At 44.3% G+C, this 15,793-nt stretch carries 15 protein-coding genes; 7 read left to right on the top strand and 8 right to left on the bottom strand.

Translation table 11 applies throughout. The features are described from left to right. The first annotated feature begins 259 nt into the window (after window positions 1–259). The 6 genes from ACOCD9_RS02080 to ACOCD9_RS02055 all read left to right on the top strand — a co-directional run bounded on the left by ACOCD9_RS02080 (window position 260) and on the right by ACOCD9_RS02055 (window position 5,097). Window positions 260–1,036 (top strand): PspA/IM30 family protein, encoded by a 777-nt coding sequence (locus tag ACOCD9_RS02080; protein ID WP_002794189.1) that lies wholly within the window; start codon window positions 260–262, stop codon window positions 1,034–1,036. Window positions 1,037–1,133: 97 nt separating this feature from the next. After that, complete coding sequence (locus ACOCD9_RS02075) at window positions 1,134–1,496, top strand: PspA/IM30 family protein (RefSeq protein WP_353737343.1); 363 nt, start codon at window positions 1,134–1,136, stop codon at window positions 1,494–1,496. Between the two features lie 26 nt (window positions 1,497–1,522). Beyond that, the gene (locus ACOCD9_RS02070; RefSeq protein WP_287700422.1) at window positions 1,523–1,702 is read left to right on the top strand and encodes a hypothetical protein; all 180 of its coding nucleotides are present in this window, start codon (window positions 1,523–1,525) and stop codon (window positions 1,700–1,702) included. A 356-nt stretch (window positions 1,703–2,058) separates the two neighbouring features. Continuing rightward, entirely contained in the window at window positions 2,059–3,207 is a 1,149-nt protein-coding gene (locus tag ACOCD9_RS02065) for a Re/Si-specific NAD(P)(+) transhydrogenase subunit alpha (protein WP_287700420.1), read from the top strand. 187 nt (window positions 3,208–3,394) lie between these two features. Beyond that, window positions 3,395–3,691, top strand: a complete 297-nt coding sequence (locus ACOCD9_RS02060; protein WP_002733247.1) for an NAD(P) transhydrogenase subunit alpha — start codon at window positions 3,395–3,397, stop codon at window positions 3,689–3,691. Next, window positions 3,688–5,097, top strand: coding sequence for an NAD(P)(+) transhydrogenase (Re/Si-specific) subunit beta (locus ACOCD9_RS02055; protein WP_002801273.1), 1,410 nt, complete (start codon window positions 3,688–3,690; stop codon window positions 5,095–5,097). The genes ACOCD9_RS02060 and ACOCD9_RS02055 overlap by 4 nt, the downstream gene beginning before the upstream one ends. Before the next feature lie 59 nt (window positions 5,098–5,156). Here the strand turns inward: ACOCD9_RS02055 and ACOCD9_RS02050 are convergent, their stop codons facing one another. The 5 genes from ACOCD9_RS02050 to queA all read right to left on the bottom strand — a co-directional run bounded on the left by ACOCD9_RS02050 (window position 5,157) and on the right by queA (window position 12,984). Beyond that, complete coding sequence (locus tag ACOCD9_RS02050; RefSeq protein ID WP_287700418.1) at window positions 5,157–5,396, bottom strand: hypothetical protein; 240 nt, start codon at window positions 5,394–5,396, stop codon at window positions 5,157–5,159. 1,047 nt (window positions 5,397–6,443) lie between these two features. Then, entirely contained in the window at window positions 6,444–8,174 is a 1,731-nt protein-coding gene (locus ACOCD9_RS02045; protein ID WP_419546241.1) for an Rqc2 family fibronectin-binding protein, read from the bottom strand. A gap of 135 nt (window positions 8,175–8,309) precedes the next feature. Next, window positions 8,310–9,416, bottom strand: coding sequence for a glycine cleavage system aminomethyltransferase GcvT (gcvT, locus tag ACOCD9_RS02040; RefSeq protein ID WP_419546240.1), 1,107 nt, complete (start codon window positions 9,414–9,416; stop codon window positions 8,310–8,312). 618 nt (window positions 9,417–10,034) lie between these two features. Continuing rightward, window positions 10,035–11,723 carry a tetratricopeptide repeat protein gene (locus ACOCD9_RS02035; protein ID WP_419546239.1) on the bottom strand — a complete coding sequence of 563 codons (1,689 nt, stop codon included), beginning with the start codon at window positions 11,721–11,723 and terminating at the stop codon, window positions 10,035–10,037. Between the two features lie 163 nt (window positions 11,724–11,886). After that, the gene (queA, locus tag ACOCD9_RS02030; protein WP_419546256.1) at window positions 11,887–12,984 is read right to left on the bottom strand and encodes a tRNA preQ1(34) S-adenosylmethionine ribosyltransferase-isomerase QueA; all 1,098 of its coding nucleotides are present in this window, start codon (window positions 12,982–12,984) and stop codon (window positions 11,887–11,889) included. A gap of 160 nt (window positions 12,985–13,144) precedes the next feature. On the opposite strand from queA, the gene ACOCD9_RS02025 reads away from it, so the two are divergent. Beyond that, a complete protein-coding gene (locus tag ACOCD9_RS02025) occupies window positions 13,145–13,534 on the top strand; it encodes a hypothetical protein (protein ID WP_002733765.1) in 390 nt (129 codons plus the stop codon). A gap of 3 nt (window positions 13,535–13,537) precedes the next feature. Here the strand turns inward: ACOCD9_RS02025 and ACOCD9_RS02020 are convergent, their stop codons facing one another. From ACOCD9_RS02020 to ACOCD9_RS02010, 3 genes are all read right to left on the bottom strand, one after another. Further along, window positions 13,538–14,590 (bottom strand): LOG family protein, encoded by a 1,053-nt coding sequence (locus ACOCD9_RS02020; RefSeq protein ID WP_287700410.1) that lies wholly within the window; start codon window positions 14,588–14,590, stop codon window positions 13,538–13,540. A gap of 134 nt (window positions 14,591–14,724) precedes the next feature. Further along, window positions 14,725–15,399 carry an HAS-barrel domain-containing protein gene (locus tag ACOCD9_RS02015; RefSeq protein ID WP_123230290.1) on the bottom strand — a complete coding sequence of 225 codons (675 nt, stop codon included), beginning with the start codon at window positions 15,397–15,399 and terminating at the stop codon, window positions 14,725–14,727. A gap of 2 nt (window positions 15,400–15,401) precedes the next feature. Further along, window positions 15,402–15,596, bottom strand: a complete 195-nt coding sequence (locus tag ACOCD9_RS02010) for an NAD(P)H dehydrogenase subunit NdhS (protein ID WP_002732940.1) — start codon at window positions 15,594–15,596, stop codon at window positions 15,402–15,404. Window positions 15,597–15,793 lie beyond the last annotated feature (197 nt).

Genomic DNA, 15,793 nt, shown 5'->3' with positions numbered 1-15,793 from the left:
TGTGGGGTGTAGGGTGTAGGGTGTGGGGTGTGGGCTTCGGCCGTGAGCTCAGCCGAACGGGTGTAGGGTGTGGGGTGTGGGGAGAAAAAAGCGTTCGACAAAAGCTCACGCCGAAGTCTGTCTCCTGTCTCTTGACTCCTAACTCCTATCGCCTATCCTAGCTCTCGTGGTTTATATTAGAGAATAAGCCGTTAGGCAAGATAGGAAGTTTTAAGAACAGTTAACTGATTTAGTACACACCGAGAGGAACAAGAGCGTCATGGGTTTATTCGATCGCCTTAGCCGAGTTGTCCGAGCTAACCTCAATGATATGGTGAGCAAGGCTGAAGATCCAGAAAAAATGCTGGAGCAAGCTGTCAGTGAGATGCAAGAGGATCTAGTACAGGTACGTCAAGCGGTCGCTAGAGCGATCGCCGAACAACGACAAACGGAACAAAAATACAGCAAAGACCAGTCAGAAGCCAATAAATGGGAACAAAGAGCCAAATTAGCCCTTGCTAAAGGGGATGAAAATCTCGCCAGGGAAGCTCTTAAACGCAAGAAAGATTGCACGGAAACCGCCGCCATTCTCAAAAATCAACTGGATCAGCAAACGGTACAGGTAGATAGTCTGAGAAAAAACTTGATCGCGCTCGAAAGTAAGATTTCTGAGGCAAAAACCAAGAAAAATATGTTAGTAGCTCGCTCCAGAGCCGCAAAAGCTAACGAAGAACTCCAAAAAACCCTCGGCAGTATCAATACCAGTAGTTCCGTGGGTGCTTTTGAGCGCATGGAAGCAAAAGTTATCGAGTTAGAAGCCAGTAGTCAAGCTTACGGTGAATTGGAGGGCATTGGCATCGAACATCAATTCGCTGCACTAGAAGCGGGTAGCGATGTGGAGGATGAATTAGCAATGCTGAAAGCACAAATGCCTGGCGGAGCATTACCCCCCAGCACAACTTCTAGTCAACCCACTTTACCCCAAGCAACCACCGTCAGGGATTCGGTAGTGGATGCAGAATTAGAGGAATTGCGATCGAAGTTAAAAGAACTGTAAAACTTTGAGAGCGTCGAGACGTACTATCTACGGTACGTCTCTATTTATTAATTTTGTTGTTGAGATAGGGAATATTAATTGCTAGTCATAATTAACCATCACTATTAGGCGGGATGATTTATCTAATTTACGTTCCTCAATTATCGAAGTAATTGCCTTACAAAAAAGAGCCGAACAACAGTACAACCAGGCACAAGCTGAGGTTTTAAAATGGCAAGAAATAGTTAAACTCGCTCTAGATAAAGGTGATAAGTCTCTGGCACAAGAAGCTAATATAAAGAAAAAACATCACATTAATACCGCAAATATTATTAAAAATCAACTGGAAAAACTGAATATCCAAGTTGATAAACTGAAAGAAAAATTGCCAATTTTAGAAAGAAAGATTAACGAAAAAAGTATCGGCAGTATAGATACTATTTACCCTTCAGCTTTTGAGCGCATGGAAGCAAAAAGTTAGAATCCAGTAGTCAAGCTGACGGTGAATTGGTTGACATCGGCATCGAACATCAATTCACGCTAGAAGCGAGTAGCGATGTGGATGATGAATTAGCACTGCTAAAAGCACAAATGTTACTGGGTAAAACTGCCTATCCACCTACCGTCAGGGATTCGGTAGTGGATGCAGAATTAGCGGAATTGCGATCGAAGTTAAAAGAAATGTAAAACTTTGAGATTGTCGAGACGTATTACAGCCCTTCTCATCAATATGAAGTATAGCCTAATCTGGTATCTAAGACCGAAGACTGTCTAATGTTAACCATTTCGGCGTTCCCCAGAACGAAAACTTCGTACCTCATCATTGTAAAAAAAATTCCCAAACAATGCCACTCAAAACCCTTTAATTCTGAAGATAATCCTAAGATTCAGCCCGAAAAAGAGCCAGAAAGGTGAGGATAGCTAGGATGGAAGTGAAAAGCAATTTTGACTCGAAATTATCCCAAGGGATCGATCGCATTTAACGAAACCCTTACCCCAACAGCATAAGACAAGAGAAGGACTTATTAAGGAGAAACCCAGCCATGAAAATCGGCGTAATCAAAGAAAGTGACCAAGGCGAGGCGCGGGTGGCGCTAGTGCCGGATACCGTCGCCCGTTTAGTCAAGGCGGGATTTGAGGTAATTGTCCAAAATGGGGCGGGAATTAGCGCTAACTTTGCCGATAGTGCCTATAGTGCCGTGGGAGCCGCCCTGAGCGAAAACAGCGAATATATCTATGAAACTGCTGATATTATTCTCAAAGTCGTCCCTCCTAGCGATAGCGAGATCGATCGCCTGAAAAATGGTGGTATCCTCATCGGCTTTCTCGATCCCCTGCGGCAACCCCGGCGCATTGCCAAATTAGCCGAGCGCGGGATTACAGCTTTGAGCATGGAATTAATTCCCCGCAGTAGTCGCGCCCAGAGTATGGATGCCCTCTCCTCTCAGGCTAACCTCGCCGGTTACAAAGCGGTACTCCTCGCCGCCGTTGAGCTGCCGAAAATGTTCCCGATGATGACTACCGCCGCCGGGACGATCGCCCCTGCCAAAGTGCTGGTATTGGGGGCAGGAGTTGCCGGATTGCAAGCTTGCGCTACCGCCCGCCGTTTGGGGGCAGTGGTGGAGGCTTTTGATATTCGTCCGCAAGTCAAAGAAGAAGTGCAGAGTGTCGGGGCGAAATTTATTGAAATGCCCCTAGAAGAAGATACCGTCGCCGATAACGGTTACGCCAAAGAGGTTTCTCTTAGCACACAGGAGCGCATTTGTCAAGCCCTAACCGAACCAATTAAGCGGGCTGATGTGGTGATCACCACGGCCCAAGTACCGGGGAAACAGGCTCCGCTGCTAGTCACCAAAGAAATGATCGCCACCATGAAACCGGGGTCGGTAATCGTTGATTTAGCGGCGGAACAGGGCGGAAATTGCGCCTACACCCAACCGGGACGAGAAATCATCGAAAATGGGGTAAAAATCGTCGGAGCCGTTAATCTTCCTGCCACAGTGGCCACCAATGCCAGCCAGATGTACGCCAAAAACCTGCAAATGCTGCTACAACTTCTAGTCAGCAAAGACGGCAGTTTAAACCTCGATTTTGCCGATGACATCATTGATAGTGCCTGTGTCACCCACGCCGGCGAAATCCGCAACCAACGCATTAAATCCGCCCTCAGTGAACAGTTATCCGCTTTTTAGCTATCAGGATTCAGGAGGCAAAAGGCAAAAGGCAAAAGGCAGAAGGCAGAAGGCAAAAGGCAGAAGGCGCAGCTTTGTTCTCCCCACACCCCACACCCCACACCCCACACCCGTTCGGCTGAGCTCACGGCCGAAGCCCACACCCCACACCCCACACCCCACACCCTATCCCCTATTTCTTTAACCAATGACTGCCCAACTTTTAACCGCTTTAGTGGTATTTGTCCTCGCTTCCTTTGTCGGTTTCGAGGTGATCAATAAAGTTCCTCCCACTCTCCATACACCCCTGATGTCGGGAGCGAATGCAATTTCAGGTATCGCCGTTGTTGGTGCGCTCCTCATCGCCGGAGGCACGGATTGGCACGAATTAACCGTAATTTTAGGGTTAATTGCCGTTATTTTGGCGATGGTTAACGTGGTCGGTGGTTTTGTCGTTACCGATCGAATGCTGCAAATGTTCAAGAAAAAAGAGGCTAAATCATGAATAATGCCCTTATCACAGGGATCGAGTTATCCTATCTACTTGCCGCCATTTTATTTATCATCGGTCTTAAACAATTATCTTCCCCCGCTACCGCCCGTCAAGGCAATTTTCTGGCTGCGATCGGGATGCTAATCGCCATTATTGCCACCTTAATCAATCAAGAAATCCTCAGCTATGGTTTAATCGCCGTGGCGTTGGTGATTGGCTCAATTATCGGCTTGGTTTCGGCGCAAAAAGTCCCGATGACAGCTATGCCCCAAATGGTGGCGATTTTTAACGGTTTAGGCGGTGCTGCCAGTGCTTTAATTGCCATGGGCGAATACTGGCGTTTACTGCAAAGTGGTGAAAATATTGCCTTTGACTCGATACTGATCGCTATTTTGGGTATATTGATCGGCGGTGTCACTTTTACCGGTAGTGTCCTCGCTTTTGCCAAATTACAGGAATTAATCAGTGGCGCACCCGTAACTTTTCCTTTCCAACAGCCCTTTAACATTCTCTTGCTACTCACCTTTTTAGGGGGTAGTGTCTATCTCTTTTTTGATCCCACCTCGATCGATGTTTTCCTGACCTTGGTGGCACTTTCCTTAATTTTCGGGGCTTTATTCGTGCTTCCCATCGGCGGCGGCGATATGCCCGTGGTTATCTCCCTCTTAAACTCTTTTTCGGGACTTGCCGCCAGCGTGGTCGGTTTTATCCTGATGAATAGTATGCTGATCATCGCCGGTGCTTTGGTGGGTGCGTCGGGGATTATCCTGACTCAGATCATGTGTAAAGCCATGAATAGATCCCTGGCTAGTGTACTATTTGGGGCATTTGGTACAGGTGCTAGTGCCGGAGGCGAAGCGAGCGCCACTTCTAGCCTTGATAAATCGGTTCATGCTATTGATTCAGAAGAAGGGGCTATGATGCTCGGTTATGCGCGTTCTGTGGTGATTGTACCAGGTTACGGCATGGCAGTGGCCCAAGCACAACACGCAGTGCGAGAATTGGCTGAACAGTTGGAAAAAAATGGCGTTGAGGTTAAATATGCTATTCACCCCGTGGCGGGAAGAATGCCCGGACACATGAATGTACTACTGGCCGAAGCTAATGTTCCCTATCCGCAGCTCTACGATATGGATGATATTAATCCTGAGTTTGAGCGCGTCGATGTGGCGTTAATTATTGGGGCGAATGATGTGGTTAACCCCGCTGCCCGTCACGATAAAGCTAGTCCGATTTATGGAATGCCGATTCTCGACGTGGATAAGGCACAGCACACGATCGTGATTAAGCGCAGTATGCGATCGGGTTTTGCCGGGGTAGAAAACGAATTATTCTACAATCCCAAAACCTTTATGCTCTTCGGTAGCGCTCAAGATGTGGTAGCACAATTAGTATCACAAGTCAAAGATTTGTCATAATTCTTAACAAATAGGACGGGGTTTTCACCCCGTCTTTTTTTGATCTGATTTTTCAGAGTTTAAAGATAATCAAGATCTAATTCCCCTTTGCTCACTTTTTCGGTAATTAAAGTTCTGACTAACTCTAATTCTTCCAGGGTTACTTTACCATCAGACCTCATAGCTAGGGCGATTCTTTCCCTTTCCCCTTGAGTGATCACGCCATCAACACTAGCCTGTTCGATAATAGCCCGCAACTTTTCTAGTTCCTGTTGTTCTTCTGCGGTTAACTCTACTTGATTAGGGCGAGATATTTCCATAAAAATTTCTCCTTGAGTGATCAATACAAACTTGATAATTTTTTTCTAAGTAGTAGAACCCATGGCAGTTATCCCCAGTCAGCATCAGGAATTACGGACGATGCCTAATCAGTTTACACTTCATATTTGCTCGGAAACCCTCTCAACAAATACGTTTGTATTAAGAAACATTAATAAAGCTGAGAGCCTTGACTATTGCCTCTGATCTATTCCCTTGCCTCACGGTTAACTTTAATTTTGTTCGACCACTTAGAGTTAGCGAATACATTATAGCAGTTATCTTAATGGTGAGAGAAAAGCTGTAGTATAACTTTGTGTCTTTGTGCTTGACGAAAAAGCTGCCTTGTCCGCTCCAGAAACTAGGTTAATTTAATCTAATTCTACCCCCAAGGCTCGCAATTTTGCCTCTAGCATTTGCCCTCGTTATTCAGCAGTTTCTGCCCGTTTTTGCACTTGCTTGAGTTTCTTTCCTAACTCTACAAAAGTCAAAAATCCCTCGCCATTCGGTTGATAAATCTGACAATCTTCTGGGGATAACTGGAAGCGAATCCCCAAAAGAGGACTAATACCAATTCTCCAAAGTCTGACTACAGAAGTTTAATCCCCCTAAATCCCCCTTAAAAAGGGTGACTTAAATTCGATGTGTAGTTTTCATTTAGAGAAATGGTATAACCCAATTATCGATCACTTCGATAATTTCTAGGTTAGACTTCCTCCCTTGCCAACCCCTAAGATGATTGTGAACGGGATGGAAATTAATTTTGCACGACTACAAAATGTGAGACGGGGAAGATCACGGAGTTACAGAACTGGTTAGGTCAAGATAAAATACCAGTGGTCGCTTTAATATCACCTAAATAGTCGGTTTTTTCTGTTTTTCCCCCGACTATCGGCTGCTACCACTGGTTTGCTGTTGTTTGTTGTTGTAATCCGAGGAAATATAGTTCTTGCGTTCCCAAGCGCCTGAACTGCATTTGTCTCTCTAGTAAAAATTGTAACAGACAATACCCATTTTGTGTAAAAAAAAGTAAACAATTTGGTAAAAAATTATTTTTTGCGGTAATCCTCAACCCTCTGAGGACAGCCCCAGATTACCGTTTCCTGTTTGTAAACCACCATACCTGGCTTTGCGCCCTTGGGTTTATAGACGTATTTGGGACGGGTATAGACGACGGGAACCTGTTCACTATGGCGAGCGCGGCTATAATAAGCGGCGTAATCGGCGGCAAATTGCAGATCGGCGGCTTCTGGAACTGTACCGGGAGTTAAACGGAGTAAAACGTGACTACCAGCGATTTCTTGACTATGAAACCAGATATCGTAATCGCTGGCGCTACGAAAAGTTAGCCGATCATTTTGACGGTTATTTCTGCCGATCCATAATTCTATTCCAGAGGGAGTAGTAAAGCGCATGGGTTCGGATTCTTTGTTATTCGTCCGATTACGCTGGTAATTGCTTTCTAGATACTTCTGTTGGATTAATTCTTCTTGTATCTCGTCTAATGCCTCTAAATCTTCGCCGCTGCTATAATTCTCTAGTTGACTTAAACTCGATCGCACTTGTTCGAGATAATTAATTTCACTGACCACTTCCTCTAATAAAGGTTCCACCGCTAACCGCGCTCTTTTTAATTTCTGATGTTGTTTATAAAAATATTGGGCATTCTGTACGGGATTTCTTTCGGGATCAAGAGGAATAATTACAGGGTTTCCTGTCTGGAAATCTGCCAAAGTAATGCTAGTCATACCCTGCTGTATTTGCTGCAGATTGGCCATTAATAAATCCCCTTGCTCTTTATAGCGATCAGCATGAGCAGATTCTGCTAGTCTTGTTTGAAATCCCGCCGCTTTAGTTTGCAGTTTAGTCAGTAAAGAGATGACTTTTTGGCTTAATTTTTGCTGTAGTTGTCGAAAGCTTTCTTGATTAATTTGGTCGCTATAATAACGGTTTAATAATTCTTGGACATTTTTAGCCGCTGCCAGTATCTCCCCACCGATAACTGTATAACCTTCTCTTGTCCATCCCGGTTGAAAGGTTTTATTTTCGAGCATTTTTAACCATTCTTGCCAAGCTGAAAAGAGCTTTTCCCAATCAGTATTATCTAACTGATCCGTGTTTAATTTCGGGTTAATCTTGGCTTTTTGCAACAGCGATCGAGCGATGACCGGACTAACACCACGATAGGTACTAACTAACTGTTTTTCGATAGTTTTAGGGATTAAACTAACCCTAGCTTGCCAACTGCTCAAGGATTCTTCTAAACTGGGATTTGTTGCCAATAAAACGGGGGGTAGTTGATAGATTTGTCCCGTTTGTACGGTGCGAACACTAGACTGGGTAGCATTGACTTGATGGGCAACGGTGACAATTTGATTGTCAGCCGCAGTTAAAATAACATTGCTATATTTGCCGATAATTTCTATATACAAATGCCACAGAGCCGGATCATCGGGACGTTTGGCAAATTGTAGATCGATGACTCTTTCCCACGGGGCAACAAATGCTAATTTTGTCAGCGCAAAACCATTGAGTTGATGACGCAATTGATCGCTGAAAGTGAAGGTATCAGGGACTTTCGGCGGTGGATCCCCAATATGCAGCCGCGCCCCTTGGGGATGCCAAGAAATAATTAACCATCCCTTGCGATCGAAGGTTCGTAAATGGAGGGCGATCGTTTGGCGATCAATTTGATACACTTGTTCTAGTCTCGCCGGCAGCCAAGTGGCGGCAATTTCGGCACAAGTGGCACTGAGGGTGGTAAAGTCTAGGGATTGCATTTTCAGTTATCAGTTATCAGTCATCAGTTATCAGATTTGAGTTTTAAGTGGACAGTGTTATCTAGCAGTTGCCGTTTTCTCTTCACTGATTACTGATTACTGTTCACTGAAAAGCCACCTAACCCCATCACCTTTTTACTTTTTACTTTTGTAAAAGGGTTTTTTAACGACGGTAGCGGGGTAGGTGGTGCCACGGATTTCCACTTCGATCGCCTGTCCGATCGAGGCGAAAGGTGTGGGAAGATAGGCTAAAGCGATCGCTGTGTTTAAAGTTGGTGATAAAGTGCCACTGGTGACTTTACCCACCACTTCCCCAGCGAATACTACCGGATAATCTTGACGGGCGATATGTTTGCCGGACATCTGCAATCCCACCAAGTGCCGATTCACACCATTAAGTTTTTGGTCTTCAAGGACATTGCGACCGATAAAATCGCCTTTTTCTGGCAGATGAACCAACCAATTTAAGCCAGCCTCTAGAGGACTCGTGCTATCGTCGATATCCTGTCCATAAAGGGCTAAAGCTGCCTCTAAACGCAGGGTATCCCTGGCCCCCAAACCGCAGGGAGTCACCCCTAAATTTAAGAATTCTGTCCAAAGTTGCTGCCCGATTTCAGGGGGGGCCATAATTTCAAAACCATCTTCTCCCGTGTAACCGGTCCTAGCGATAAAAACTTTTTCCCCGAAAAGCTGGCTTTCCCAGTGATTAAATAGCCCAAAATCGCTTAATTTTTCCCCGATCAAGGGCTGTAAAATTGTCGCCGACTTGGGTCCTTGCAGGGCGATTAAGACCCTTTCTCGGGATAAATCCTTTAATTTGACCCCCGATCCCTCTAAATTGCCTAAAATCCATTCTCGATCTTTATCGGTAGTTGAGGCATTAACAATTAATACGCCTTGGCTTTCGCTTTGGTAGTAAAAGATAATATCATCGATTATGCCACCGTCCGGGTTAAGTAAAACGCTATATTGTGCTTTTCCTGCCCTTAAACGGGCTAAATTAGAGGGAACTAGGGTTTGGAGAGATTGAACCAGATTATCGCCAGTTAAGATAAATTTGCCCATGTGGGAAATGTCAAACATCCCCACACCGTTGCGGACAGCATTGTGTTCGATTTTTAGGCCGCTAAACTGTATCGGCATCTCCCAACCCGCAAAAGGGGTAAATTTGCTGGTTTGTTGGGCAATTAGCTCGTATAAGGGGGTACGAATAGCGGGGGAAGTTGCTTCTTGATTGGCCACGGTGTTCTCGATCGAATGGTTTTCTGCCTAGAGTAGCATAGCAGTTATCAGTTATCAGTGATCAGTTATCAGTTATCAGTGACCAGTAAACAGTTATCAGTAACCAGTAAACAGTAAATAAGTAGGTAGGCGTTAAAAATTATCAGACACCAACGTTATCAAGGGGGGACTAAGGGTAGGGTTGATTCATGAATCAACCCTACTATGAATCAACCCTAGGACTAAGGGGGGATCGAACCTAAAATCCATTTTTAATTTAATTATAACCAGCTACTTAGTAAACAGTAAACAGTGATAAATCATACTAAATCCGTTGAGTACAAGCTAGTTATGCGGAGAGGCAGTCATGCAAGAGGCACTCATGCAAAGGGGAATAAATAATCAGTTTTTAATAACCGGATTTAGGAGCACTATCCACTGATAACTAATAACAAAGGCCGAAACTAAAACCTAATTTGTTAAGCTAAAAGCTTTGATGTACTTAGTTTATAACCTTCTTGTTAGGTAGGAGAATTGCCAGATTCTTTCTTTTGCCTCTTGCCTTCAGAAGCTGATTACTGATTACTGTTCACTGATAACTGAAAAAGTTCCCCACTCCCCACTTCCCCACTTCCCAATTCATAATTCCCACTCCCTTAACCTTTCTCGCACTATGTCAATGGGAATTGCGAAACCGCAGCCCAATCTAACGGCATTTTCTAGGGGTTTGGGAGTAGAGAGATTATCACAAAATAAACTCGCTTTCGAAATCACTCCCACCACTTGATTTTTATCGTTTAAAACTGGACTTCCCGACTGTCCAGAAACGACAAACATGGACAAACTTAAGGATTTTTCGTTATTATCATTAACAGTGCCTTTGCTGACAGTCCAATCTTTTTGATTAAAAGGATTACCGATCGAGATTACTGGTTGATTAGGGGCAATTGGTAGCGGTGCTAAAGCTAAAGGTTTTAAGTCTGGGGGGGGATTTTTTACCTCTAATACTGCTAAATCGAGCCAGTCGTCAGGGGGGGTAGTGTGGAGAATTTTAGCTTTTGAACGCTTGCGTATTTTTCCCTGGGGTGGTTGGCTATAATACTCCACAAAAATGCGGGCCCCTGCATCGACTTCTTGACGGGAATTCGTGACCACATGGCGATTAGTCACGATCCAAGCTCTATCTTGATCTCGTTTTAATAACCAACCCGTGCCGATACCATTGTTATTTTTGCCGCGCACGATAATTTTAACAATTGAGCGTTTTAAATTCACCAGAGGATCACTCTTAACACTGGGAATTATCTCTGGCATTTTTAATAATTCGGGATTGTCGTGAATTAATCTTCCCCGTTGGATTTCCTGTAAAATAAATCTAACTTCTGATAAATTGGGATCAATTTCTACGGCCTGCCGACACCAATTTAGACCCTCATCGATCTGACCGCTATTGATATAGGTATAACAGAGATTCTCGTAAATATTGGCATTTTTGGGGCTAATTTGGCGTGCCTGTTGAAAAACTGCCATCGCTTCCCCTAGTTTTCCCTGTTCCGCTAAAGCTTTACCTAAATAATTATAAATATCCCCATCTTTAGGGGCGTAAACTAAAGCCTGTCGATATATTTGCTCTGCTTGCTGCCATTTTCCCTGTTTTCCTAGTACTTCTCCTAATTGTTTGTAGATTTCACCCTGACTAGGTGTCAATTCTAGAGCTTGCTCATAGGCATAACTGGCCTCTTGCCAGAGTTGCTGTTCACTGTAGGCCTTTCCCAGATAAAAATAGGCTTTTCCCTGACTAGGATCGAGAAAAACCGCTGCTTGCAGAGCTTTCGCCGCCTCATCCCAACGTTGTAAACTATAGAGGGCTTTTCCTAGCTGAAATTGCGCTTTAAAAGTTGGTTTAATGATAATTGCTTTTTGGTAGGCATCGATCGCCTCTGACCATTTTTCCTCTTGGGCGAAGATATCTCCCAAAGCGACTAAATAATTACTTTGGGAGGGTTCCATCGGTGGTTTATCGTTAACTATAAAGCCACGATTATATGCTTGTAAGGCTTCAGAATAGCGTTTTTGACTTTGTAAGACCTGAGCGATTTTTATATGGGCTTGGACTGAATTTTCGTGAAAAGATAAAACTGTTCGGTAGGCAGACAGAGCCGATTCCTTCTCCCCCGCGGCCAAAAGTTGATCTCCTTGCCAGAGATAAGCCAAGGCAATAAGATAAAAAATAGCAAAGGGAGTGCCAGCGATAAAGGCAATAATTAAAAATATTTGCAGGGGTTTGCTAGAATAGCGGCGACCGATTTTAATGTCTTTTCTTTTCATTTCTTGGTTAGGATAGACAACAGGCTAGAGGTGGTTCGATAATCGACCTAGACCAATTTAGATGCGCGGGCCGCTTATACATATTTTTCCCCTTTCCTGTTGCCCTTTCCGCAATTCTAGCCCTCCTTCTTTCTAGGGTATAAATGTAATTTTGTCCAACTACTTACCGATTACTGCTGCAAGCGCTGGGTAGGATTAACATAGCGTCACCGAAGGAATAGAAACGGAAACGCTCTTGGATAGCTGCTTGATACAATGCCAGTAGTCTTTCCCGTCCGACTAAGGCACTGACTAACATCATCAAACTGGACTTGGGTAGGTGAAAATTAGTGATCATGCCGTCGATAACCCGCCATTGATAACCCGGATAGACAAATAAATTTGTTTTTCCCTGAAAAGCGGTTAATTTCTCGCTCTTACTTTCTTTAATTGCCCCTTCCAAGGCGCGAGCTACCGTGGTCCCCACGGCGATAACCCGGCCACCTCTAGCCTTTGTTTGGGCGATTTTTTCGGCAGTTTCGGCGGAAATCTGCAAAAATTCTTGGTGCATTAGGTGTTCTGTAATATTTTCTACCTCCACGGGACGAAAGGTTCCCACTCCCACATGAAGAGTGATATAGGCGGTATCTATACCCTTCTGGGCGAGCTTATGGAATAATTCGGGAGTAAAATGTAATCCAGCCGTGGGAGCGGCCACAGAACCCTGTTTATCAGCGTAAACTGTTTGATAACGGTCTTCTTCCGCCTCCGATTCGGTGACGTAGGGGGGGAAAGGAATATGACCGTACTCCTCCAACATATCCCAAAAACTGCGTCCGGGATGACGTTGAAATTCTAGCAGACGACCACTGGTGTTCAGATCTCGCTCGATTACTTTCGCTAACCATAATTTTTCTTTGTCTTCCGTTCGCCCTGTTTTCGGATAAAAAAGGACTTCTGAACCGACTTTAAAGCGTTTTCCTGGTTTCACTAGGGATAACCAACGATGGTCATCCTGTTCTTCCAATAGTAATATTTCTATGGGTGCGCCCGTGGTTTTACGGCCAAATAAACGGGCCGGAATCACGCGAGTGTCGTTGAAAACCAGCAAATCCCCCGGCTCTAAGCAAGTGGGTAAATCCCGAAAAATAGCCAAATTATGACTATTAGGAGAATCTACTACCAAAAGACGGGAACTGTCTCGGGGTTCTGCGGGATTTTGGGCAATTAACTCCGGAGGAAGGTGATAGTCGTAGCTGGAGAGTGATTGGTCAGGGATCATCGTCGTTATCATCATAAAGATCTTCGCAAAAGTTGGGTAATCCTACCCAGGCGAACTTCACTAAATCGGGGATTTCTCCCCTTGGTATCTGGAACGGTTTATCGTCAGACTAGAGATATAACACTAATCGTGACTTTTAGCCAACATCCCAGCGGCCACTATGGACTATCTCTATTTTCTTGCTAACGCTAGTTTAACGCTACGAGTCACCGAATACCTGCGATCGATGACTCATCTACCCTCCTCCGTCATGACGGTTATCCATCAGATTAATGGTTGGGTGGTCAAGGTCAAGTTTAATCAAATGCTTACTCCTTGCCAACACGGGGATTTTCGCGCCTACATGAATGAGTTAGGGATTCCCTATCAACCGGAAATGCGGCTCCAGATGGTTTTTTGGAGTTTGGAAACAGGACAATCCCCCATTGATGTCATGCGTCGTTACCAAGTGGCGATCGTGTCCCATGGTACCCCGGATCAGCAAGATATAGAGGCTTTTCGGCAACAATTTACTAAGGGTTTAGGATACTGTCCGGAAACTCTGGCCTAGAGTTTATTTTCTCTCGGGATGCTCTTCGAGGGTCACTACAGGACTTAAATCGTTGATGTGATCTATTAATTGATACAAGCGTCCGTAACTCTTGCCGTTAAAGTAAAAAACTAGACGGGGTAAATGGTGGCTGGAATCCCGATTCTCTCGTTCTAGAATTTGACTGGGTTCGATTTTGCCCTTAACTACGATATCGCCGAAGTTTTGGTTAATTTGTTCGATCTGTTCCCCGCTTAGTTCGTGATTAAGACGAATAACAAAGGATTCTCCCACAAAACGGCTGGAGTGATACACCCGATAGAAGTGGCGAATTGTTTGACAAGCGTGGTCTAGATCGTTGGTAATAGTATAAAAATTCCGATCTTCGGCGGATATCAGTCCTCTTTTTTGCAGATTTTCACTAATTTGTTCTTGCCAAGTTTGCCAGTAATCCCCATCAGGCTCATCAATTAATACTAGGGGTGCAGGTCCGTATTTACCGGTTTGACAGAGGGTAAGCGTCTCAAAGGCCTCATCTTGGGTGCCGAAACCACCGGGGAATAAAGCTACTGCGTCACTTTCCCGCAGAAAAAATAGTTTTCTGGTAAAGAAATATTTAAAATCGATTAATTTGGCATCATTTATGATATAAGGATTAGCCCCCTGTTCAAAGGGTAGCTGAATATTTAATCCGAAGGAATTTTCCCGGCCGGCGCCTTCATTCCCTGCCTGCATGATGCCACCCCCAGCGCCGGTTAACACCATAAAACCGTATTGACTAATACAACGTGCGAATTCTACTGCGAGACGGTATTCACTGCTCTCGGGTTTGATGCGTGCCGAGCCAAAAATGGTCAGTTTACGAATGTGACGGTAGGGGTAAAATACCTGAAATCCCTTTTCTAGATCTTCGATCGCATAGGTTAAAATTTTCCAATCGAGGCGATCGATTTCCTCCTCGGCAATTCTGACTATTGCTTCCAGAGATCTTTGAATCCATTTGCCATCTTTTAAGTGGGGCAAATGTTGCACCAATTTCAGCAAGTCTTCGGTTAATTGAGAATAAGAGTTGTCCATTTATCAGTTATCAGTTTTGCAGCAATCCAGATATGAATGCTAATTGTACAAAGTATCCACAAGTTAACTTGGTTTGGAGTTTGAAGAATTGCTCAGAAGACAATTCATAATTAAAATCAGCAACGCCGAATCATCTAAGGACTAATATGAATTTGACTGAGAATATAACGCAAGCGATCATAATCATCTTTAAGTAAAACACTTAACTGTCTGCCCACATTCACTAACCATTGTCGATCGGCTTGACGCAATTGATACATCTGACGGATAGAAGCGGCTGCCAAAGCTTCCACGGGAGTATTTTTGACCTGTAATAAAATTCTTAAAAAGTCTAATTGTTCACTAAAATAAACCACTTCTAACGACTCACATTGATAAACTGCCTGATGAATTTGTGGAGGGCGGGGAGGAATATATTGATAGATATAACCTCGCCCAGCACCATTACCATTAAATTGTCCTGACAGGGTTTCAAAACCGACAATAGTTGCCCGAAATTCCGTTTTTAACATAGCGAAAATCTGCGGCTGTTGTTCCCGCAATTCAGCCAAAGATAACCCCAAAGCTCTAGCGCGATGTACCGAATCGATCGGGGCAGTGGTGGCAAAGGTGACAATCCCAAAAATCTTATTACCCGTTTCTTCATCGTAGGCTTTTACCCAACTACCAAAAGCAGGCATAAAAGGGAAGTTTAACTCCTCCGGTTCCAAACATTGCGCTAAAAACTCGGTGGTCGTCGTCTCGATAACTTCGGCGATATGATCGGGATGGCGGTTATCCGTGGCCAATTGCGGTAAGGGTGGACGCATGGTTATTTTTTGCCTTTAGCTGGGGCAATAATTAGTTCTTCTAATTCCGAGAGATTAAAGGTGACTAACTTATCCCAGTTGCCCCCCTCAAAAAGAACGGCCACTTTCCCATCGCTTAAACGCTGGGCTAAACCTTCAAATTTATAGTAGGTATCATCGGGATTGGTGACTCGAACGGTACTACCTGGCAAAATCATAGGATTGACGACGAAATTATAATTACTGTCTCTTAGCTTATCAAAAATTAGTTATCGCTCGTCGAGTGTCGGCTGGCAATAAAATGAAATATGATGACGGGATTTGGCATCATCCCCAGAGGACAGACTACTGTTCCCCACAAATAGCCTTAACTGTGTTGGGAGTATAGTGATGGCCGCCTTAGCCTAAGGAAGAC

Origin of the sequence: Microcystis sp., from assembly GCF_048564745.1 — a bacterium.
Taxonomy (GTDB): Bacteria; Cyanobacteriota; Cyanobacteriia; order Cyanobacteriales; family Microcystaceae; genus Microcystis; species Microcystis ichthyoblabe_A.
The sequence above is the reverse complement of the archived record's forward strand: the minus strand, read 5'-3'. Positions and strand labels throughout refer to the sequence as shown.

Coding starts and splice junctions, on each gene's coding strand:
- ACOCD9_RS02080 (WP_002794189.1), top strand. CDS start 260: ATGGGTTTATTCGATCGCCTTAGCCGAGTTGTCCGAGCTAACCTCAAT.
- ACOCD9_RS02065 (WP_287700420.1), top strand. CDS start 2,059: ATGAAAATCGGCGTAATCAAAGAAAGTGACCAAGGCGAGGCGCGGGTG.
- ACOCD9_RS02060 (WP_002733247.1), top strand. CDS start 3,395: ATGACTGCCCAACTTTTAACCGCTTTAGTGGTATTTGTCCTCGCTTCC.
- ACOCD9_RS02055 (WP_002801273.1), top strand. CDS start 3,688: ATGAATAATGCCCTTATCACAGGGATCGAGTTATCCTATCTACTTGCC.
- ACOCD9_RS02050 (WP_287700418.1), bottom strand. CDS start 5,396: ATGGAAATATCTCGCCCTAATCAAGTAGAGTTAACCGCAGAAGAACAA.
- ACOCD9_RS02045 (WP_419546241.1), bottom strand. CDS start 8,174: ATGCAATCCCTAGACTTTACCACCCTCAGTGCCACTTGTGCCGAAATT.
- ACOCD9_RS02035 (WP_419546239.1), bottom strand. CDS start 11,723: ATGAAAAGAAAAGACATTAAAATCGGTCGCCGCTATTCTAGCAAACCC.
- queA (WP_419546256.1), bottom strand. CDS start 12,984: ATGATCCCTGACCAATCACTCTCCAGCTACGACTATCACCTTCCTCCG.
- ACOCD9_RS02025 (WP_002733765.1), top strand. CDS start 13,145: ATGGACTATCTCTATTTTCTTGCTAACGCTAGTTTAACGCTACGAGTC.
- ACOCD9_RS02020 (WP_287700410.1), bottom strand. CDS start 14,590: ATGGACAACTCTTATTCTCAATTAACCGAAGACTTGCTGAAATTGGTG.
- ACOCD9_RS02015 (WP_123230290.1), bottom strand. CDS start 15,399: ATGCGTCCACCCTTACCGCAATTGGCCACGGATAACCGCCATCCCGAT.
- ACOCD9_RS02010 (WP_002732940.1), bottom strand. CDS start 15,596: ATGATTTTGCCAGGTAGTACCGTTCGAGTCACCAATCCCGATGATACC.